This window comes from Nonomuraea sp. NPDC003214, from assembly GCF_053590035.1.
The window spans coordinates 59,991-80,149 of record NZ_JBSFSX010000016.1 but is presented as its reverse complement, the minus strand read 5'-3'; the positions used below and the strand labels follow the sequence as shown (position 1 = coordinate 80,149).

Below are 20,159 nucleotides of genomic sequence, written 5' to 3'. Positions count from 1 at the left end.
TGTGCCTATTGGGGACGAAACCAGCCGGGCAAAGGCTGAGAAGATCCCCTTTCTTCAGATTCCGCCATCAGCTCGCACAGGCATCGGCCCAGCAAGGTCACCGATTGGCAGCAGCCGGGAGGCGAAAGGTTCTTGGAACGCACGATCAAAGTCGCGCGTTCGATCAGCCGCTCCAGGCTCGGCTCGCGCACGCCCTTGAGCGAATGCTCGGTCCGCGGACATTGCCCGATGCTCGCGCACGAGCGCTTGACGAGCACCGGGGCGACCTCGCCCGACAGGTTCAGCGGGTCGCCGCGCTTGACCTTGAGCTCGCCCAGCACCCGCGAGGCCCGCCGCGACACCACGAGCAGACGGCGGCGCTCGGCGTCGGTCTCGTCGACCGCGCCGGACGACGGCACCGCGAGCAGCATCGAGACCGCCATCAGCCCGCCGCCCACCACCATGCTCCAGCCGAGCGCCTCGTCGAACCAGATGACGGCGATCGCCGCCACCCAGAACGGCTGCGACGACATCAGCACCGCACTGGGCACCGCGGGCACGTGCGCCTGGCCGTACGAGCGAGCCAGGAAGCCCAGCGCGCAGGAGATGACCGACAGGTGCGCGAGCACCGCCCAGTCGGGCACGGACGCCGGCAGCGAGACCCCGTCGCGCACCGCCAGCACGCCCGTCAGCGCCCCGATGGAGCCGAGCTGGATGACGGTCAGCGCGTAGGCGTTGAAGCCCTCGCCCTTCCTCGACAGCCGCGCCAGCATCAGCGTGTGGCCCGAGTAGAGCGCCGCGGCCGAGAGCGTCACGCCGAGCGCCAGCATCTCGACAGGGTGGTCCTCCGAGTTGCGCAGCAGCGTGAACACGGTCATCCCGGCCAGCGCGAGCCCCACCCCGATCCAGACCCGCACCGGCACCCGGACCCGGAACAGCGCCAGCGCCATCAGCGGCGTGATCACCACGTTGCAGCCGACGGCGAACCCCGACACGGACGCCGACAGGCTGTCCAGCGCGACGGCCTGCGCCGCCTGCCCGACCCCGAACATGACCCCCAGGACGATCCCGTTGACCCACGTCCCCCGTGACAGCCCGCGCAGGCAGCGGGGCCGGATGAGCAGCAGCGTGACGGCCGCCAGCGAGTAGCGCTCGGCGAGCAGGTCGTCCACCGGTAACCGCTCGATGAGATCCTTCATCAGCGGGAACGCCGACCCCCATGCGGCGCTGACGAACAACAGAAGCACGGCTCCCGTAAGGGGGCGGGGAGCGGGCACGACTGCCATGCCAGGAAGCATGCCACTACGATGTGAAGCCGCCGGAGTACAGCCAGCGTCTGGTGATGTTCCTCTACCACCTGGAGTGAAGACCCTCACTCGAAGGACCGGGCAACCTTATCCTCTGGCTCAGCCGAAACGCCGATTCCCCTCCATATCGCCGCGCCCCTCCGGCACCGTCCGGAGAGGCGGGGAACAAGGCAGGTGGCGCGTCCGGGAGGGGCGGACCGGAGCTACAGCTCGACGGTCGCCGGAACGAGGCGCTTCTCACCGTAGACGACGGTGAGCGGGCCGATCTGGCGGCGGGAGGTCTCACGCCAGCCCTGACGGGCATACAGGGCCAGGGCGGCCCCCTGGTTGAGCGTGGTGTCGCCGCGCAGGCAGCGGAAGCCGAGCTCGACGGCCCGGGCCTCCAGCGCCGACAGCATGGCGGCGCCGAAACCGCGCCGCTGGTGCGCCGGGTGGACACGGAGCCGGCACACCTCGGCCGTCTCCGTGTCGACCGGCTTGAGGCCGCCCATGGCGACCACGTGCGAGTCGGCCTCGCCGACGAGGAAGTCGCCCCCGCACGCCAGGTAGAGCTCCTGGATGCGGGGGAAGTCGTCGTCGTAGTAAACACCGTCGCCCGGCGTCAGGCCCACCTCGGCGAGGCAGATCTTGTGCAGGGTCTGGATGGTGTCGAGGTCAGACCAGCGGTAGCGGCGTATCCGGAGACTCATGCACCGCCACTCCCTTCCTTGTGGAGCTGGCGGGGCTGCCGCAGCTCCTCCCTGAAGGCCGGCAGGTCCGGGTGGTTGGGGTTCTTGGCGACGATCGCCTGCTCCAGCGCCAGCGCCGGCCGCATGATGAAGTCGGTGCGGTATTCGGGCCCGAGCAGCCGCAGCGCCTCCCGGCCGATCCTGATCGCGTCGTCGAGGTCGCCCTCGATGACGCGGCACTGCGCCCGGTCGAACCTGATCAGCGTCTGGTCGAGGATGTGGTCCTGATACTTGTCGAGGGCCTGGTCGAGGACGACCTCGGCCTCCAGGGTCTGGCCGAGCTTGGTGAGCACGTCGCCCTGGTAGAAGTAGAGCTGCTTCTCGGTGTAGCCGAACGCCATGTCCTCCTGGTCGTCGGTCTTCATGTGGGCGAACGCGCTGCGGGCCCGGGCCAGCGCCCGCTTGGCCTGGTCGACGACCTCCTTCTTGCTGTCGGTGCCCGACAGCATGGCCAGCGCCCTGGCCTCGACGACCGGCGCCATCGCCTGGGCGACGCAGGGCGTCTGGCCGGCCAGGTCGCGGCTCTTCTTGGCCAGCGTGAGCGCTTCGCGGGCGTCGCCGTAGTAGAGCGGGACGAGCGCTTCGCGGGCGGTCACCCAGGCGCGCAGGGCGCGGTCGCCGGTCTCGTCGGCGGCCGTGCGCCCGGTGCGGAAGAACGAGCGGGCGAGCCGCTGGTCACCGAGGTTTATCATGATCATGCCGCTCAGCCCGGCGAGCTGCGCGGCCATGCGGCACAGGCGCTCCTGGAGGTCGATCGGCTGCCGCCGCGACATCGCGTTGCGCACGGCGCTCAGCTCCAGCAGCACGTCGCACAGCAGCCGGAGCGGAGCCGTGGTCGTGTATTGCCGGCCGAACGCGAGCGTCGCCTCCTCCCACTGGTCGAGCATCGCCGGGGAGACGGTGGCCGACACGAGCGTGTAGTCCATCCGCCGCCGGATGCCTTCACAGGCGCCGAGCACCGGCCCGTCGAGCTTGGCCTCACCCGGATCGCTGGACAGAAGCTGTAAAAGCGTGCGCCGGAGGATGTTCTCATCCTCCTCGCTGTCGGAGATCCGGTCCGGATGCGCCGATGGCTTCGGCAGATCCGGCGGCACCGCCAGCGCGGCGCCGTGCCGCCCCTCCAGATCGAGGGCCACCGTGCCGGGCATCCGGTGGTTGTGGCCGCAGATGCACGGCCCGTCGAAGCCGAGCGCGGCCGGCTCGACCCGGTAGACGGTGCACAGGTAGTGCAGGTATTCGGGGCCGGGGCGTTTCAGCCCGCTCTCGTAGGCCGACAGCAGCGTCTCGCCGATGCCCGGCGCCGCCTTGTCGTCACGCTGGAACAGCGCCCGGATCTGCTCGATGACGTCGGCCAGCGCGATGCCGCACGCCAGCCGCTGAGCCTTGACCCGGGTCGTGCCGTACTGGGCGCTGCACGCCTCGTAGATCTCTTCAGCGATCTGGGCAGCGGTGCGCCCGACGGCAAGGCCCTTGGCCCTGATCCGCCGTGCCTGCTCCGTTTCCCTGTGCTGTCTGCCGGACATCCCGGCCCCTCTCACGCTGAGTCCTGACCGGCTCACAGCCTAGTCACTCTGAGTAGCGTCTAGGTTGCAGTCCGCCTAACCACGACTATGGACTATTGATGACAGGAAGAAAACGCTCTTCTGAAGCTTACGGTTAAGGATCGTCCTACCGCGGACTGTTTCTTACATCCCCCGAGTGAGAAGGCAACTCCCTGTGAGCAGGGGGCCGCGTTGCGCCGTCCGCCGCCATGAGTCATCTTTGGCGCACCGGCTCCGGAATCACAGGGAGGGACGAAAGGTGGGGGACGACAACTTCGGGCATTTGGAGCGTCTGGTGTCCGAACTCGACGCCCGCGGCTTGCTCGCGCGAGTGGTCAGAACACAGAGTGGACGCGTTTTCGTCCGCGTGATCAATCCGAACGCGACGAGCCTGACCGAGAACGTCACCTGTCGGCCGGCGCAGGCCGCCGACCTGCCGGACTGGTGGTACTGCTGGTCCTGGGGGGAGCGGATGCACACCGTCGACGATCCGGCCGGCGCGGCGACCAAGGTCGCCCGCGTGCTCGCCGCCGTGGGGGAGTGACAGGGCGGTGATCCCGGTGGAGCGCAGCCACCGCGGTTCACCGTCCCCACGGCGGCTCCACGGAGCCGGCGGGGCGGCCGGTGCGGAGGGTCCCCGGTTCCGGGGGCCTCTGGCCACCCCGTCGGCTCCGGCCATCACAGAGAGTAACCAGACCACGTCTCCCGGGCAGTGCCGGGAGACGTCGGGGACCCCCTCCCCGGAAACGGAACGGGACGCGCTTCCGGGTGCGTGTCCCGTCCGAGCCGTCCGTCATCGGAGCGTCAGGCACCGCCCTCCGCGGCCCAGGTGCCCGGCGACCCCGTCTTCCCCGGCGTGATGTGACGGCGGCCGGTTCGGTCGGCGGTATCTTTTGGGGCGAATCGGCCCTATGCCGCCGACCGAACCGCTTCCTAGGAGGGCCCCTCCGTGCTCGTGCTGTCCCCGCCGCCAAAGACTCCGGAATCGACCGGACTGCCCGATTTGGACAAGGTAGGCAGCCAGATGGCGGACATCTGCAACGCGGACACGTTCCTCTGCAAGGCCCTGGTCGGCTGGTTCCAGAACGCGACCTGGGCCCCGTTCGTGGCCAGCGCGATCACGATCGCGCTGATCCTGATCATCGGCTTCGTGATCCGCAACATCGCGCACCGGCTGATCACCAGGGTCGTCAACCGCGCCGCCACCCGCAGCTCGCTGGCCAGCCGCTTCCGGCGCGGCCCCGCGCCCGAGGGCATCGACGCCCTGCTGCACGAGCGCCGCAGGCAACGCGCCGAGACGATGGGCTCGGTGCTCAAGCACGTAGCGACCATCGTGATCCTCGGCACCACGGTGCTGACCGTGCTCGACCGGCTGACGATCCCCATCGCGCCGCTGCTCACCAGCGTCGGCATCCTCGGCGTGGCCATCGGCTTCGGCGCCCAGGAGCTGGTCAAGGACTTCATCGCCGGCATGTTCATGCTGCTGGAGGACCAGTACGGGGTCGGCGACGTGATCGACGCGGGCGCCGCGGTGGGCACGGTCGAGGCGGTCACCCTGCGCGTGACCCGGCTGCGCGACGCCGACGGCCGGGTCTGGTACGTGCGCAACGGCACCATCACCCGCGTCGGCAACGAGTCACAGGGCTGGTCGCGCGCCTACATGGACGTCCCGGTCGGCTACGACAGCGACATCACCACCGTCCGGCTGATCCTGGAGCAGGTGGCCGAGGAGATCTGGGCCGACTCCGAGTTCCGCGAGTCGAAGATCGTGGAGCCGCCGGAGGTGTTCGGCGTGGAGCAGCTCTCCGACAGCATGCTGGTGTTCCGCCTGGCGGCCAAGACGCTGCCCGCGCAGCAGGCTCCGGTGGCGCGGGAGCTGAGGGTGCGGGTGAAGGCGGCGCTCGACTCCGCGGGCATCGCCATGGTCCCCAACGCATAGGCTGGAGACGTGACTGAGATCTCCTTCTACGAGGCCGTCGGGGGTGAGGAGACGTTCCGGCGTCTCGTCCACCGTTTCTACGAAGGGGTGGCCGACGACCCGCTGCTGCGCCCGCTCTACCCGGAGGAAGACCTCACGGGCGCCGAAGACCGGCTGCGCGGCTTCCTGATCCAGTACTGGGGCGGCCCCAACACCTACAGCCAGCAGCGCGGCCACCCCCGGCTGCGGATGCGACACGTGCCGTTCGTGATCGGCGAGGCCGAGCGTGACGCGTGGCTCAAGCACATGCGCGACGCCGTCGACTCGCTGGAGCTGCCCGAGGACCAGGACAAGCGCCTGTGGGACTACCTCGTGTACGCGGCGCAGAGCTTGGTGAACTCCCCTGCATAACGGGCATGACACGCCACATGGACATCCCCTGGTGGCGCGACGCCGTCGTCTATGAGATCTACGTTCGCAGCTTCGCCGACGCCTCGGGAGACGGCGTCGGCGATCTGGCCGGCGCGCGCGAGCGCCTGACCCATCTGAAGGAGCTGGGCGTCGACGCCGTCTGGCTCACCCCCTTCTACACCTCCCCCATGGCCGACGGCGGCTACGACGTGGCCGACTACCGCGACGTCGATCCCCTGTTCGGCTCGCTGGCCGACTTCGACGCGCTGGTGGCCGACGCGCATGCGCTCGGGCTGCGGGTGCTGGTCGACATCGTGCCCAACCACAGCTCCGAGGCGCACCCGTGGTTCCAGGCGGCGCTGCGCGGCGAGGGCCGCGACCGCTACATCTTCCGCGACCGGCCCAACAACTGGCAGTCGACCTTCAGCGGCCCCGCGTGGACGCGGTTGCCGGACGGGAGCTGGTACCTGCACCTGTTCGCCCCGGGGCAGCCCGACTTCAACTGGCGCAACCCCGAGGTGCGCGCGGAGTTCCTGGACATCCTGCGGTTCTGGCTGGACCGGGGCGTCGACGGGTTCCGCATCGACGTGGCGATGGGGCTGTTCAAGGCCGAGGGGCTGCCGGACGTCGAGGACCAGTCGTTCATGTCGGACTCGCCGGTGTGGGGGCAGCCGGAGGTGCACGGCGTCTACCGGGAGTGGCGCGAGCTGCTCGACAGCTACCCGGGCGAGCGGATGGCCGTGGGCGAGGTGTGGACCGACACCCTGGAGGATCTGGCGCTGTACGTGCGGCCGGACGAGCTGCAGCAGAGCTTCAACTTCGCCTGGCTCCAGGCTCCCTGGTCGGCGACGGCGTTCCGGAAGGTCATCGACGAGACGCTGGCGACGGTGCCGTTCGCCACCTGGGTGCTGTCCAACCATGACGTCGTGCGGCACGTCACCCGGTACGAGACCGCCGACCCCGGGACCGGACTTTCCCGGGCGAAAGCCGCATTGCTCGCCATGCTTGCGCTGCCCGGGTCGGCATATCTCTACCAGGGGGAGGAACTTGGCCTCCCTCAGGTGCAGGACATTCCACCGGAGGCGCGGCAGGACCCGGTGTTCATCCAGTCGGAGGGCAAGCTGCCGGGCCGGGACGGCTGCCGGGTCCCGATGCCCTGGTCCCCCGGCGGCGACTCCTACGGGTTCTCGCCCGAGGGCGTGACGCCGTGGCTGCCGCAGCCCGGCTCGTTCGCGGCGCTCAGCGTGGCGAGCCAGACCGGCGACCCGGGCTCGACGCTGGAGTTCTACCGGCGCGCCCTGGCCTGCCGCCGCGAGCTGGTCCGCACGATCCCGTACGAGCTGGAGTGGCTCGCCTCGGACGAGGACGCGCTGGTGTTCGCGCGCGGGCCGCTGGTGTGCGCGCTCAACTGCGGCACCCGTCCGGTACGGCTGCCGCCCCACGAGAACGTGCTGCTGGCCACCGGCCCGGTCGAGGGCGGCCTGCTGCCTCCGGATCACGCGGTGTGGCTGCAGCGCCAGGTCAGCTAGTTTCCCTCTTCTCGTCGCGTACCGGGATGACCGGGATGGAGAGCAGCGCGCACGCGAGGCCGGCCGCGAAGGCCGCCCAGTAGCCGGAGCTGGTGATCAGCAGTCCGGCCAGCGGCGCCACGGCCAGCAGGACCACGTTCTGGACGGTGTTGTGCAGGCCCAGCACGCGGCCGGCCGCCGCGGGCCCGGCGAGCTCGCCCGCCTTGAGGTAGGCGAGCCCGTTGCCCGCGACGGTGATCACCGCGCCCGCGGCCAGCGCGGCCGAGCCCAGCCAGGACCCGGTGAGCGTGGCCGGGACCAGCAGGGCCAGCACGGCGACCGTGGCGTAGGTGAGCAGCCGCAGCGGGGCCATGCGCAGCCCGCTCACGTCGGACCAGCGGCCGACGGCGACCCTGGTGATCGCGCCGCCGATGGCCGCGAAGCCGAACAGCCACCCGGCGTCCACCCCGCCCCACCCGTACAGGTTGACCAGGCAGGCCACGCCGTAGGTGCCGACGATCACCTGGGGCACCGCGTGCAGCGCGCTGGTGGCGTGCACGCGCCAGAGCCCGGGCCGGCTGTACGGGGAGCCGGCGGGCGCGGCGACGACGCGGGTGCGGGCGTGCGGCGGCTCGGCCAGGAAGAGCGCGGCCAGGACGGCGGCCAGCAGGCACACGCCCGCGCAGACCATGAGGACGCCGGAGATCCCGTGGGCCCGCGCCACGGGCGGCAGCAGGAACGCGGCGACGGCCATGCCGAGCGTGTAGGACACCTGGCGCACGCCCATGGCGACGCCGCGTTCGGGCGGCTCGAACCAGCCCAGCACGATCCGCCCGCCGCCGACCAGGGCGGCGCAGCCCGCGGCCCCGGCCAGCGCGAGCAGCACGACCACGGCCCAGGTCCGCTCGGCGAGTGAGACGGCGGCGAACAGCAGCCCGGCCAGCCCGACGCCGACGCCCAGGACGAGCCGCTCGCCGTGCCGGTCGGCCAGCCAGCCCCAGGCCACCAGCGCGAACAGCACGCCGATGCCCGGCGCGTTGCCGATGATGCCGGCGACCGGCAGGGAGACGCCGAAATGGCGCTGGATGTCCGGGATGACCAGGGGCAGCCCGGACAGGCCCAGGGTGACGCCGGCGTGCGCGTTGACCCCCAGGGCCAGCATCAGCCAGCGCCGCGGGGTCGGCTCGCTCAAGCGAAGCGCTTGAGGTAGGCCAGCTCGTCGGCGGTGAGCCGACGCGGGGCCTCGCGCTCCACGTCGTAGGCGACGAGCACCGAGCTCGCGGTCACGTACAGGTCGTCGTCGTCGCGGATCTCGTAGCTGAGCGTGAAGCGGACCGGCCGGATCTCGGTGACCCAGGTCTCGACGCGGACGGGCTCGGCGCGGTAGCCGAGCGGGCGGCGGTAGTCGATCTCGTGGCGGGACACGACCAGGCCCTTGAACGGAACCTCGCCCGCCTTGAACGGGTCGACGTGCAACATCCCCCAGCGGGCGTCCTCCAGGTAGTCGAGGAAGCGGACATTGTTCACATGTCCTTGGGAGTCGATGTCCGCGAATCTCACCATGCGAAGGAAGACGTGCCGCTGTGCGAGGGAGTGTTGAACCACGGGACAAACGCTACCGGGTCGGTGCGTGAGGTCCGTCGTGGCCTGGGCCTACCATTTCTAGATTTGCTTACTAGAATTTTGTTCGCATCGTCTGCGAAGGAGCGAGGAGACACATGAGCGGGATCGTTGACGGCCGCGTGGTGATCGTCACGGGCGCGGCCAGGGGCATCGGGCGCGGCCACGCGCTGGAGTTCGCCAGGCAGGGGGCCAAGGTGGTGGTCAACGACCTGGGCGCCGAGGTGGACGGGACCGGCTCGTCCGGCGCCGCCGCCGAGGTCGTCGCCGAGATCGAGGCCCTTGGCGGGGAGGCGATCGTCAACGGCGAGGACGTCTCGGACTTCGACGGCGCCGAACGGCTGGTCCGGGCCGCGATCGAGCGCTTCGGCGACCTGCACGTGCTGGTCAACAACGCCGGCATCCTGCGCGACCGCATGCTGGTCAACATGTCGGCCGAGGAGTGGGACGCGGTCATCCGGGTCCACCTGCGCGGCACGTTCGCGCCGCTGCGGCACGCGGCCGCCTACTGGCGGGGCAGGGCCAAGGCGGGCGAGGCGGTCGACGCCCGGATCATCAACACCACCTCGTCCTCCGGCATCTACGGCAACCCCGGCCAGGGCAACTACGGCGCGGCCAAGGCGGGCATCGCCGGGCTGACCGTGATCGCCGCCAGGGAGCTGGAGCGCTACGGCGTCACGGTGAACGCGATCGCGCCCGCCGCGCTGACCCGCATGACCGAGGGCCTCATCCCGAGCGGCGCGAACGCCGACGCCGACGACATCGCGCCGCTGGTCGTGTGGCTGTCGAGCGCGGAGGCGCGCGGCATCACCGGCCGGGTGTTCAACGTGCGCGCCGGGGTGATCAGCGTGGCCGAGGGCTGGCACGCCGGCCCGGCCGTGGACAAGGGCGGCCGCTGGGACCCGGCCGAGCTCGGCGCGGTCATCCCGGCGCTGGTCGACAAGGCGGCGCCGAACGCGCTGACCAACGGCCAGATCCCCGGACGGGAGGCCTGACATGCCGCTCGACCACTCCGTCGTCGGCGTCGAGGGCGAGCCCCACGAGCGGAGGTGGACCGCCAAGGACACCATGCTGTACGCGCTCGGCGTCGGCGCGGGCACGGACGAGCTGGCCTTCGCCACCGAGAAGGGCCAGCGGGTGCTGCCCACGTTCGCGGTGCTCGCGGCCCAGGCCCCCGGGCGGCGGCTCGGCGACTACGACCCGGCCATGCTCGTCCACGCCGAGCAGTCCTTCGAGCTGCACCGCGAGCTCCCGGCGGCGGGCGCGGTGCGTACGACGTCGAAGGTCACCGGCATCTACGACAAGGGGTCGGGCGCGCTGGTCACCACCGAGGCGCTGGCCGTCGACCCCGGCAGCGGCGAGCCGGTCGTCACCAGCCGCAGCGCCGTCTTCATCAGGGGCGAAGGCGGCTTCGGCGGCGAGCGCGGTCCCCGCGAGGAGTGGGCGGCGCCGGACCGGGCGCCCGACCACAAGGTGACCTACCCGACGCGGCCCGACCAGGCGCTGCTCTACCGGCTGTCGGGCGACTACAACCCGCTGCACTCCGACCCGGAGTTCGCCGCGCGGGCCGGGTTCGACCGGCCGATCCTGCACGGGCTGTGCACGTACGGGATCACCGGGCGTGCGCTGCTGCACGCGGTGGCGGGCTCGGACCCGGCGCGGTTCCGCGCCATGTCGGGGCGGTTCAGCAGCCCGGTCCTGCCCGGGGAGTCGCTGACGGTGTCGATCTGGGTGGACGGGCCCGCCGTGCTGTTCCGCACGGCGAAGGACGACGGGACCGTGGTGATCGACCGGGGCCGGGCAGTGATCAGCCCGTGATCAGCCCCGGGATCAGCTCAGGGGCTTGAGCGGGTCGAGGCGGCGGATGAGGGCCATCGCCGCCTCGGCCACCTCGCGCGCCTCCTCCTCGGTGTCGCTGGTGGCGACCTCGCGGGCGGCCTCGCCGATGATGCTGGTCAGCACCGCGACCGTGAACCTGTCGAGCGGGTCGCCGCCGGCGCCGAGCAGCACGGCGTTCTGCCGCACCCACTCGCGGCCCCGGGTGCGGCGGATCAGCTCGAAGCCGGGCGGGCCGTCGCCGTCGATGAAGAGCCTGACCAGGTCGCGGCGCTCCCAGGCGCCGTCGAGGTAGGCGCGGGCGCCGGCGATGAGCAGCTCGACCGGGTCGCAGACGCCCGACTGCTTGGCCCGCGACACGCTGGTGGCCGACGCCTGCTCGTGGGCGGCCTGGTGGTCCTCGTAGAGAGCCAGGAACAGCTCGGTCTTGCCGCCGAAGTGGTGGTAGAGGCTGCCGACGCTGAATCCGGCGCGGGCCACCACCTCCGAGACGCTGGCCTCGGCGAAGCCGTGCTCGCCGAACACCTCGCGCGCCGCCTGCAGCATGCTCTTGCGCGTCTGGGCGGTGCGGCTCCACTCCCAGGAGGACTTGCGTGCCATGGAGGACATCGTACTCCGTCGAATTCTAGAATCATGTTCTTGACACGTCGCGGACCGGCGTTGGAACCTCTTCCTAGAGGACGGTTCTAGAAATGTGGAGGCGGCGTGGACTTCTCGCTCAGCACCGAGGAACGGCAGATCAGGGACACCGTGCGGGCGTTCGTCGAGAAGGAGGTCATGCCGCTGGAGCCCGAGGTGCTGCGCAACGAACGCGCCGGCCTGCCGGGAGTCCCCGCCGACGTGCTGCGCGAGCTGCGGCTCAAGGCCAAGCGGATGGGCTTCTGGGGCATCAACACGCCCGAGGAGTACGGCGGGGCCGCGCTCGGGCCGATCATGTCCGCGATCATCGCGATGGAGCTCGGCCGGACGTTCGTGCCGTTCAGCTTCGGCGGCAGCGCCGACAACATCCTCTACGCGGGCAACGAGGAGCAGAAACGGCGCTACCTCATCCCCACCATCGAGGGCGAGCGGCGCTCCTGCTTCGCCATCACCGAACCCGGCGCCGGCTCCGACGCCCGCAACATCCGCACCCGCGCCGTGCGCGACGGCTCCGAATGGCTGATCAGCGGCGAGAAGACGTTCATCACCGGCGGCAGCGAGGCCGACTTCGTCATGGTCTTCGCCGTGGCCGAGCCGTACGGGGTGACGTGCTTCCTGGTCGACCGCGACATGGGCTGGAAGTCCGAGCCGATCCCCACCATGGGCGAATGGGGTCCCGCCTCCCTGGTGTTCGAGGACGTACGGGTGCCGGAGGAGAACGTCCTGGGCGAGCTCGGCAAGGGGTTCGAGCTGGCCATGCAGTGGATCGGGCAGGGCCGGTACATGATCCCGGCGCGGGCCATCGGCTCGGCCGAGCGCATGCTGGGCATGGCCGTGGACTACGCCAAGATCCGCAAGTCGATGGGGCAGGCGATCTCCGAGTATCAGGCGATCCAGTGGATGATCGCCGACTCGCAGGTGGAGATCGAGGCGGCCAAGTGGCTCACGCTGTACGCCGCCTGGCGGGTGCAGGAGGGCATGGACGCCCGGCACGCCTCCTCGATCGCCAAGCTCAACGGGGCCGTGATGGCCAACCAGGTCGTCGACCGGGTGCTGCAGATCCACGGCGGCATGGGCTACACCAAGGAGCTGCCGATCGAGCGGTGGTACCGGGAGCTGCGGCTGCTGCGCATCTTCGAGGGCACCGACGAGATCCAGCGCCGCACCATCGCCCGCAACCTGCTCAAGGGCCACGCCCGGCTCGGCGCCATCGGCGAGTGACGGCGCCGAGCCCTCGCCTCAGGGCATCTGGTACGTGGCGGCCGGGCCGCAGTAGCTGATCCCGATCGGCGTGTTGCTGAAGCGGCACACGCGCACCACCACCTGGTCGATCCCGGCGACCCCGGCCGGGTCGGCCAGCTCGAAGGTGAACGACACCTCGCCGTCGTCGGCCTTCACCGACTCGGTGTCGACCACGGCGGCGCCGTCGTAGGCGGTGAACGTGGCCCGGGAGTACAGGCCGTCCGCGGTGCACCACGACAGCGGCCCGGTGTCGGACAGGGTGCCCTCGACGCGGACGGCCGGCTTGACCACCGGGCCCTCCAGCCAGTCCAGCACGCCTGCGGTGACTCCGTGCGGGCAGGAGTCACCGGAGTCGGCGTGGAACCTCACCTCCGCCTGCGCCGCCGCCGGGGTGGTCACGGGCAGGGCCATCAGGAGGGCGGCGACCAGCACCGCCCACGCGCGTGCACGCATGGCATCGACCTTCCGTGTGATGGGGGATCCGCGCCCCCATCGTGAACGAAAGATCGATGCCCGGCCAGCGGATCAGGGCAGGCGGTTGGCCAGCACCAGCGTCGCCGCCGAGGCGAACATGCCGCCGTTGCCCAGCACCACGCTCACCTCCACGCCCGGCACCTGCGCCGCCGCCTCGCCGCGCAACTGCCTGACCGCCTCCTGGATGGCGAACATCCCGTACATCCCGGTATGGGTGTACGACAGGCCGCCGCCGTTCGTGTTGAGCGGGAGCCGCCCGCCCGGCGAGGTGTGCCCCTCCGCGATGAACGCGCCCGCCTCGCCCCGCTTGACGAACCCGAGATCCTCCAGCCCGTAGATCGGCACGTGCGCGAAGGCGTCGTACACCATCAGATGGTCCACGTCGTCGTGCGAGATACCCGCCTCGGCGAACGCCGCCTCCCCGGACAGCCGGAACCCCTTCGACGGGTGAAGTCCTCCATCTGGGAGATCATCGGCGCGTCCATCGCCTCACCGGCGCCCAGCAGGTGCACCGGGTCACGCCGCGACCGCTCCCGCGACGTGACGACCAGCGCCCCGCCCCCGTCGGTCACCAGGCAGCACTCCAGCAGGTGGAACGGGTAGGCGACCAGCCGCGAGGCCAGCACGTCGTCCACGGTGATCAGATCCCGGTACATCGCCCGCGGGTTCAGGTGCGCCCAGCGCCGCTGCGCCACCGCCACCTCGGCGAGCTGCTCGTGAGTGAGCCCGGTCTCCTTCATGTAGCGCAACGCCGTCAGCGTGAACGTCGACGGCGGCCCCACCACCCCGTACGGCAGCTCGAACTGGCCCATCAGCGAGTCCGCGCCCAGCCCGAACCTGCCCGCCCCCACCCGCGACCTGCCGGACTCGCCGTGCGTGATCAGCACCGTGGTGCACAGGCCCGCCCGGATGGCCGCCGCCGCGTGCCGTACGTGGAACAGGAACGACGAGCCGCCCACGCCCGTGCCGTCCAGCCACGACGGCGTGATCCCGAGCGCGTGCGCCACCTGGATCGGGCCGGGCGTGCCGACGGTGGCGATGCCGTCGATGTCGTCCTTGGTCATGCCCGCGTCGGCCAGCGCGTTGCGGGCCGCCTCCAGGTGCAGGGACAGCGTGGAGTGCTGCGGCAGCCGCCCGACCTCGTCGGTCTCGGCGGCGCCGGCGATGACGATGCCGCCGGTGCTCACGCGGCGCCTCCGGCGGGCTCGAACAGCGGCACGTGCACGTCGCCGCGCCGCTCGAAGACGACCCTCAGGTCAAGGTCGAGAGGCAGGTTCTCGGGGGTGATCCCGGTGTTGACGATGTTGGTCATCATCCGCACCCCCTCCTCCAGCTCCACCACCGCGATCGCGTACGGGCCGCCCTCCTCGAAGCCGGGGGCCGGGCGGTGGTTGATCACGTAGGAGTAGAGGCTGGCCCGGCCGCTGGCCCGCACCCACTCGACGGCGCCCGAGCCGCAGTGGGGGCAGCTCGGGCGGGGGTAGAAGTAGTGCCGTTCGCAGGTCCGGCAGCGCTGGATCCTGAGCTCCCCGGCCGCCGTGCCGTCCCAGAACGGCTGGGTGTCCGGAGTCGGCTTCGGTACCGCCTTCATGGGGTCCCCAATCTCGTCGGATTTAGAACCCTATTCTAGATTTTGGTTCTGCTCAGACTCAAGAGCCCGACGCCCGCCCGCCCGGCGCACACGGTGGGGCGGGGCGGGCGTTCTACTCGGACTCAAGAGCCTGACATCGCCCGCCCGACGCACGCGGTGGGGCGGGGCGGGCGGTGGGCGCGGTGGGCGGCGGGCGCCGTGGCGGCGGGCGGCCGGGCGGGGCGGCATTGGGCGGCGTTGGGCGGCACAAGCGGTGGGCCCAGGCGGACGATGGACGGGCGTGGGACAGGGCGGGGCGGACGATGGACGGGCGTGGGGCAGGGCGGGGCGGACGGTGGGCGGGCGTGGGGCGGGGCGCTCAAGGGCTGGGGATGCCGTTGCCGTTCCTGCCGTTGCCGGCCAGCACCTCCTCCAGCGACGGCCGGGGCTCACCCGGCTCGCGCGACCCCGGCTGGGCGAGCTGGATGAGCACCCCGTGCGCCTCCTTCGGATGCAGGAACACCTCCCGCCAGCGCGGGTCGGACACGTTCAGACCGTGCAGCCGGTAACCCCGCTCGGTCAGCCGGGCCACGGCCGCGTCGAGGTCGCTGACGTGGAAGTTCAGGTGGTGCACGCCGCCCCGGCCGCGGGTGAGCTCGAAGAAGCTGTCGAAGAACGTGGACCCGGCCAGCGGCTCCATCAGCTCGACCTTGCTGCCGTTGGCGTAGGTCAGCTGGAAGGTGCGGTAACCGGCCACCCGGTTGTCGCCCCCGCCGCCCAGATGGCGGCCGCCCAGCAGGTCGCGGTAGATGGGCAGCAGGTCCCTGATGCGGGGGGCGGCCACCGCCGTGTGGTCGAACGCGATCTCGATACCGTCGAGCTCCAGCTCCATGCGGACTCCCTTCGGGCCAATCCTAGAACTGCATTCTAGTCATGCCCGCGTGATCCAGCACGAACCGGTCTACCGCCCTGCCGATCGGCCCACCCCTGGCCGAACGCGAAAACGCCGCACGGCAGGCCCTTTACGGACCTGCCGTGCGGCGCGATGCCAGCCGTCAGCCGATCAGTCGCGGTGCAGCTTCCGATACGTCACCCGATGCGGACGGGCCGCGTCGGCGCCGAGCCGCTCGATCTTGTTCTTCTCGTAGTCGGCGAAGTTGCCCTCGAACCAGAACCAGTTGGACCCCTCCTCCCACGCCAGGATGTGGGTCGCGATCCTGTCGAGGAACCACCGGTCGTGAGAGGTGATGACCGCGCAGCCCGGGAACTCCAGCAGCGCGTTCTCCAACGACGACAGCGTCTCCGTGTCGAGGTCGTTGGTGGGCTCGTCCAGCAGCAGCACGTTGCCGCCCTGCTTGAGGGTCAGCGCCAGGTTGAGCCGGTTGCGCTCGCCGCCCGACAGGACGCCGGCCTTCTTCTGCTGGTCCGGCCCCTTGAAGCCGAACGCGGCGATGTAGGCGCGCGACGGCATCTCGACATTGCCGACCTTGATGTGGTCGAGCCCGTCGGAGACGACCTCCCACACGTTCTTGGCCGGGTCGATGCCGCCCCGGCTCTGGTCCGCGTACGAGATCTTGACGGTGTCGCCGACGACGATCGACCCGCTGTCAGGCGTCTCGCTGCCAGTGATCATGCGGAACAGCGTCGTCTTGCCGACGCCGTTGGGGCCGATGATGCCGACGATGCCGTTACGCGGCAGGTCGAACGTCAGGCCCTCCATGAGCAGCCGGTCGCCGAAGCCCTTGGTGAGATCGTCCGTCTTGATCACCGTGGTGCCCAGACGCGGGCCCGGCGGGATCTGGATCTCCTCGAAGTCCAGCTTGCGGTGCTTGTCCGCCTCGGCCGCCATCTCCTCGTAGCGCTGGAGACGGGCCTTGCTCTTCGTCTGGCGGGCCTTCGGGTTCGAACGAACCCACTCCAGCTCGTCCTCCAGGCGCTTCTTGCGCTTGACGTCCTTCTGGCCCTCGACCTTGAGCCGCTGGGCCTTGGCCTCCAGGTAGGTGGAGTAGTTGCCCTCGTAGGCGTAGGCGCGGCCCCGGTCGAGCTCCAGGATCCAGGTGGCGACGTTGTCGAGGAAGTAGCGGTCGTGGGTGACGGCCAGCACGGTGCCCGCGTACTTCTCCAGGTGCGATTCCAGCCACTGGACGCTCTCCGCGTCGAGGTGGTTGGTGGGCTCGTCGAGCAGCAGCAGGTCGGGCGCCTCCAGCAGCAGCTTGCACAGCGCGACCCGGCGGCGCTCACCACCCGACAGCTTCGTCACCTCGGCGTCCGGCGGCGGACAGCGCAGCGCGTCCATCGCCTGCTCAAGCTGGCTGTCGAGATCCCACGCGTTACGGTGCTCAAGCTGCTCCTGCAGCTTGCCCATCTCCTCCAGCAACTCGTCGCTGTAGTCGGTGGCCATCTGCTCCGCGATGTCGTTGTAGCGCTGGAGCATCGCCACCGTCTCCGCGACGCCTTCCTGCACGTTGCCGAGGACGGTCTTCTCCTCGTTCAGCGGCGGCTCCTGCTGGAGCATCCCCACCGTGAACCCCGGCATCAGCTTGGCCTCACCGTTGGACGGCTGCTCCAGGCCTGCCATCATCCGGAGCAGCGTCGACTTCCCGGTGCCGTTCGGCCCCAGGACACCGATCTTGGCTCCAGGCAGGAACGACAGCGTGACGTCGTCAAGGACAACCTTGTCGCCATGCGCCTTGCGCACGCGCTGCAGCGTGTAGATGTACTCCGGCATGCCACCTAGCTTAGGGGCTCCCGCCCCACACTTCCGCCGCCCAGCACCCCCATCCCCCACCCACACCCCAGCAGCACCCCGGTCACCCCCACTCGGTCGGCACACCCCACGGTCGCTCCTCTCCGGGCGGCACACCCGTTCGCACCCTTCCCCGGTCAGCGGGCCCCGATTGCACCCCTCCCCGGTCGGCGCGCCCCAATCGCACCCCTCCCCGCCGGCACACCCCGGTCGCGCCCCCGGTCGCGCCCCCTCCCCATCGGCGCAGCCGGTCGCGCGCCCCGGCGACGCGCTCGCCCAGTTCTTCGTCGAGGCCGCCGGGTTCCCCGCCGAGGCCGTCGCCCCGATGCGCGCCGAACCGTTCTGGGCCGGCATGGAACGGCGCCTCCGGTCGCCCCATGCCGGTCAGCACCCGCCCGGTCAGCACACCCTCGGGCACACTGCACCGGTCGGCACACCCCGGGCACACTCCTGCCGGTCGGCACTCGCCGGCCAGCACCCTGCCGGAGGGCACGCTCCGGCCCCGCACACCTGGGTCGGCACCAACCCCGTGCTCACCCCCGGCAGCCGTTCACCCCAGCGCCACGACCGAACCGCCCAGCCCCGGCCACGACCCGGCCCGCACCACACTCAGGCGGGCCGGTTCCCAACCACACGCCCACCGGCCGTCAGGCCGACGTCTCTCCCGGTAGGCGGGGGCGTGGAGGTGCGGCCGGGATGCAGACGCGGTTCCGGCCCAGCTCCTTGGCGCGGTAGAGGGCGAGGTCGGCGGCGGCCAGCAGGTCTATGAGGTCGTCACCGTGCACGTTCATGAGCGCCACCCCCACCGAGATGGTCACCGTGATGAGAGCCTCGTCCACGGGGACGGACATGCGGCCGATACGGGTGCGGAGGCGTTCGGCGACCTGCCGGGCTTCCAGCAGGTCGGCACGCGGCAGCAGGACGACGAACTCCTCGCCGCCGAAACGCCCCACCACGTCGTAGTCGCGCAGCTGGCTGCGCAACATGCCCGCCACACCGATCAGCACCTGGTCGCCGACCAGGTGCCCATGAGCGTCGTTGACCCGTTTGAAGTGGTCGATGTCGACGATGAGCAGCGCCAGCGTCTCACCCGTGCGCCGGGCCCGGACGATCTCGGTGTCGGCCTCCCGCTGCCAGGCGGCGGCGTTGAGCAGCCCCGTCTTCGGGTCGGTACGCGCGGCCGCCTGAAGCTGGGCGTGCAGCAGGCTGCGCTGAAGCAGGACGACAGGCGGCAGCGCCAGCAGGAGCAGGGCGAGGTTGAGCGCGCACGCGATGGCGACGATCACGCCGAGGCACAGCTCCACGACGTCGAGCAGCGCGCTCTCCCGATCCCACAGCACCTCACGCCAGCGCGAGTCGGGATTGGCGGTGTGCGCGGCGACGGCCACCAATCCGGTGTTGAGCAGCGCGAACACCAGCGCCGCCGCCACCGCCAGCATGATCGCGCTCCCACTCCCCTGGGCCAGCAGCAGCGGATCAGGCACGAGCCGGTGGTACGTCAGGGACGCGGCGCCCCCGGCCAGCCCGATCGCCGCCGAGCTCAGCACCCGCCGGTGCAGCACGGTCGCCCGCACCCGGAACTGGAGCAACGCCTGCAACACGATCGGCGCCAGCAACGCGTAGAGCGGCGGCAGCAGCAGCGCGACCGGCAGCCACCAGGCCGACAGCAGGTCACGCGAGACTCCGGCCGGCATGCCGAGCCGCCGGGTCGCCTCGATGCAGACCGCCCCGCAGCTCATCAGCGCGGCGAACGTCAGCACGTCGGGCCAGCGAATCGCGGTGGAGGCGGCGAAGAACACGATCGCCGCGAGGTCGAGCAGGACGATGGCGCTGACGTAGGCGACGAGCAGCCGCCCCTGGCCCAGCAGCGGCCATCGGCCGACCAGACTCGACACACCGCCGCGAGGCTTCGTCGAGGTGTGACTGGTCGCCGCCATCTCGTCTCCTCCCTGACTAACGATGTGTAACACAATAATTGCGGAGTGTGCGATGTGCGAAGGGAAACGATACGTTGGGCGGAGCGACCACATACGTGATGTGGTTAGTTACGGGACATTGCTCAATCCGCGAGCAACCGTTCGGAAAGGAGCACTCATCGTGCGGGGCGTAACCTGGACCTGATAGATGCCCTGGCCAGCTTTCGGGCAGCACCCATCGGCCGCTCCCCCGGTGCCTGAGCACCGTCGGCCGATCCCCCCTCCGCCCGACCACCCCTTTCAGGCCCAGCACCGCTCAGCCCCGCACGCCGCCCCACCCAGCGTCATCCACGCCGACAGTGATCACGTACGAGCCAGGGGTTGTCCGAAGTGGCGCCGCGTACGATCCGCCGAGCCCCGCAACAGACGCCGGCACCGGCCGACAGGTGAGCGCGACCCTGTACGTGACGGTCACCATCCCGTACGCGACGGCCACCAACCCGTCACCATCACGGACATGACCGCCACGGGCCCGTCTCGATCATGGACAGGACCGCCACCGCCCCGTCTCGATCACGGACGTGACGGCCATCAGCCCCGTTCCCATCCCGGACGTGACAGCCACCGACCCGTTCCCATCCCGGACGTGACAGCCACCGACCCGTTCCCATCCCGGACGTGACAGCCACCGACCCGTTCCCATCCCGGACGTGACAGCCACCGC

20 protein-coding genes are annotated in these 20,159 nt (G+C 70.7%); 7 read left to right on the top strand and 13 right to left on the bottom strand.

Annotation, left to right across the window (positions count from 1 at the left end; all coding sequences use genetic code 11):
* Positions 1-5 precede the first annotated feature (5 nt).
* From ACWDXC_RS37785 to ACWDXC_RS37775, 3 genes are all read right to left on the bottom strand, one after another.
* Positions 6-1,226 (bottom strand): DMT family transporter, encoded by a 1,221-nt coding sequence (locus tag ACWDXC_RS37785; protein ID WP_449990477.1) that lies wholly within the window; start codon positions 1,224-1,226, stop codon positions 6-8.
* Positions 1,227-1,489: 263 nt separating this feature from the next.
* Complete coding sequence (locus ACWDXC_RS37780; RefSeq protein WP_357590138.1) at positions 1,490-1,975, bottom strand: GNAT family N-acetyltransferase; 486 nt, start codon at positions 1,973-1,975, stop codon at positions 1,490-1,492.
* Complete coding sequence (locus tag ACWDXC_RS37775) at positions 1,972-3,537, bottom strand: XRE family transcriptional regulator (protein ID WP_449990474.1); 1,566 nt, start codon at positions 3,535-3,537, stop codon at positions 1,972-1,974. Before ACWDXC_RS37775 ends, ACWDXC_RS37780 begins: the two co-directional genes overlap by 4 nt.
* 313 nt (positions 3,538-3,850) lie before the next feature.
* On the opposite strand from ACWDXC_RS37775, the gene ACWDXC_RS37770 reads away from it, so the two are divergent.
* From ACWDXC_RS37770 to ACWDXC_RS37755, 4 genes are all read left to right on the top strand, one after another.
* A complete protein-coding gene (locus tag ACWDXC_RS37770) occupies positions 3,851-4,099 on the top strand; it encodes a hypothetical protein (RefSeq protein ID WP_308125713.1) in 249 nt (82 codons plus the stop codon).
* A 480-nt stretch (positions 4,100-4,579) separates the two neighbouring features.
* Entirely contained in the window at positions 4,580-5,494 is a 915-nt protein-coding gene (locus ACWDXC_RS37765) for a mechanosensitive ion channel family protein (protein ID WP_219503983.1), read from the top strand.
* A gap of 9 nt (positions 5,495-5,503) precedes the next feature.
* Positions 5,504-5,884, top strand: coding sequence for a globin (locus tag ACWDXC_RS37760; RefSeq protein WP_308125712.1), 381 nt, complete (start codon positions 5,504-5,506; stop codon positions 5,882-5,884).
* 5 nt (positions 5,885-5,889) lie between these two features.
* Complete coding sequence (locus ACWDXC_RS37755) at positions 5,890-7,413, top strand: glycoside hydrolase family 13 protein (protein WP_449990471.1); 1,524 nt, start codon at positions 5,890-5,892, stop codon at positions 7,411-7,413.
* Here ACWDXC_RS37755 and ACWDXC_RS37750 read toward each other — a convergent pair.
* Both ACWDXC_RS37750 and ACWDXC_RS37745 read right to left on the bottom strand, forming a co-directional pair.
* On the bottom strand, positions 7,406-8,584 hold the full coding sequence (locus ACWDXC_RS37750; protein ID WP_449990468.1) for an MFS transporter: 1,179 nt from the start codon (positions 8,582-8,584) through the stop codon (positions 7,406-7,408). The genes ACWDXC_RS37755 and ACWDXC_RS37750 overlap by 8 nt on opposite strands.
* A complete protein-coding gene (locus ACWDXC_RS37745) occupies positions 8,581-8,955 on the bottom strand; it encodes an acyl-CoA thioesterase (protein WP_219503980.1) in 375 nt (124 codons plus the stop codon). The genes ACWDXC_RS37750 and ACWDXC_RS37745 overlap by 4 nt, the downstream gene beginning before the upstream one ends.
* Before the next feature lie 155 nt (positions 8,956-9,110).
* On the opposite strand from ACWDXC_RS37745, the gene ACWDXC_RS37740 reads away from it, so the two are divergent.
* Both ACWDXC_RS37740 and ACWDXC_RS37735 read left to right on the top strand, forming a co-directional pair.
* Positions 9,111-10,007: an SDR family oxidoreductase gene (locus ACWDXC_RS37740; RefSeq protein WP_449990465.1), complete on the top strand. Its 897-nt coding sequence runs from the start codon at positions 9,111-9,113 to the stop codon at positions 10,005-10,007.
* Between the two features lies 1 nt (position 10,008).
* The gene (locus tag ACWDXC_RS37735; RefSeq protein ID WP_449990463.1) at positions 10,009-10,830 is read left to right on the top strand and encodes a MaoC/PaaZ C-terminal domain-containing protein; all 822 of its coding nucleotides are present in this window, start codon (positions 10,009-10,011) and stop codon (positions 10,828-10,830) included.
* Between the two features lie 12 nt (positions 10,831-10,842).
* Here the strand turns inward: ACWDXC_RS37735 and ACWDXC_RS37730 are convergent, their stop codons facing one another.
* Positions 10,843-11,448: a TetR/AcrR family transcriptional regulator gene (locus ACWDXC_RS37730; protein ID WP_449990460.1), complete on the bottom strand. Its 606-nt coding sequence runs from the start codon at positions 11,446-11,448 to the stop codon at positions 10,843-10,845.
* A gap of 105 nt (positions 11,449-11,553) precedes the next feature.
* Between ACWDXC_RS37730 and ACWDXC_RS37725 the strand changes: the two genes are divergently transcribed.
* Complete coding sequence (locus ACWDXC_RS37725) at positions 11,554-12,708, top strand: acyl-CoA dehydrogenase family protein (RefSeq protein ID WP_219503961.1); 1,155 nt, start codon at positions 11,554-11,556, stop codon at positions 12,706-12,708.
* 18 nt (positions 12,709-12,726) lie between these two features.
* Here the strand turns inward: ACWDXC_RS37725 and ACWDXC_RS37720 are convergent, their stop codons facing one another.
* The 7 genes from ACWDXC_RS37720 to ACWDXC_RS37690 all read right to left on the bottom strand — a co-directional run bounded on the left by ACWDXC_RS37720 (position 12,727) and on the right by ACWDXC_RS37690 (position 19,456).
* Positions 12,727-13,182, bottom strand: coding sequence for a hypothetical protein (locus tag ACWDXC_RS37720; protein WP_449990457.1), 456 nt, complete (start codon positions 13,180-13,182; stop codon positions 12,727-12,729).
* A 72-nt stretch (positions 13,183-13,254) separates the two neighbouring features.
* Positions 13,255-13,599, bottom strand: coding sequence for a thiolase C-terminal domain-containing protein (locus ACWDXC_RS37715; protein WP_449990600.1), 345 nt, complete (start codon positions 13,597-13,599; stop codon positions 13,255-13,257).
* Complete coding sequence (locus ACWDXC_RS37710) at positions 13,572-14,390, bottom strand: hypothetical protein (RefSeq protein WP_449990455.1); 819 nt, start codon at positions 14,388-14,390, stop codon at positions 13,572-13,574. Before ACWDXC_RS37710 ends, ACWDXC_RS37715 begins: the two co-directional genes overlap by 28 nt.
* Positions 14,387-14,794: a Zn-ribbon domain-containing OB-fold protein gene (locus tag ACWDXC_RS37705; RefSeq protein WP_449990452.1), complete on the bottom strand. Its 408-nt coding sequence runs from the start codon at positions 14,792-14,794 to the stop codon at positions 14,387-14,389. The genes ACWDXC_RS37710 and ACWDXC_RS37705 overlap by 4 nt, the downstream gene beginning before the upstream one ends.
* 358 nt (positions 14,795-15,152) lie before the next feature.
* A complete protein-coding gene (locus ACWDXC_RS37700; protein WP_449990449.1) occupies positions 15,153-15,665 on the bottom strand; it encodes a VOC family protein in 513 nt (170 codons plus the stop codon).
* Between the two features lie 171 nt (positions 15,666-15,836).
* A complete protein-coding gene (gene ettA / locus ACWDXC_RS37695; protein WP_449990447.1) occupies positions 15,837-17,501 on the bottom strand; it encodes an energy-dependent translational throttle protein EttA in 1,665 nt (554 codons plus the stop codon).
* A gap of 665 nt (positions 17,502-18,166) precedes the next feature.
* On the bottom strand, positions 18,167-19,456 hold the full coding sequence (locus ACWDXC_RS37690; RefSeq protein WP_449990444.1) for a GGDEF domain-containing protein: 1,290 nt from the start codon (positions 19,454-19,456) through the stop codon (positions 18,167-18,169).
* Between the last annotated feature and the right edge of the window lie 703 nt (positions 19,457-20,159).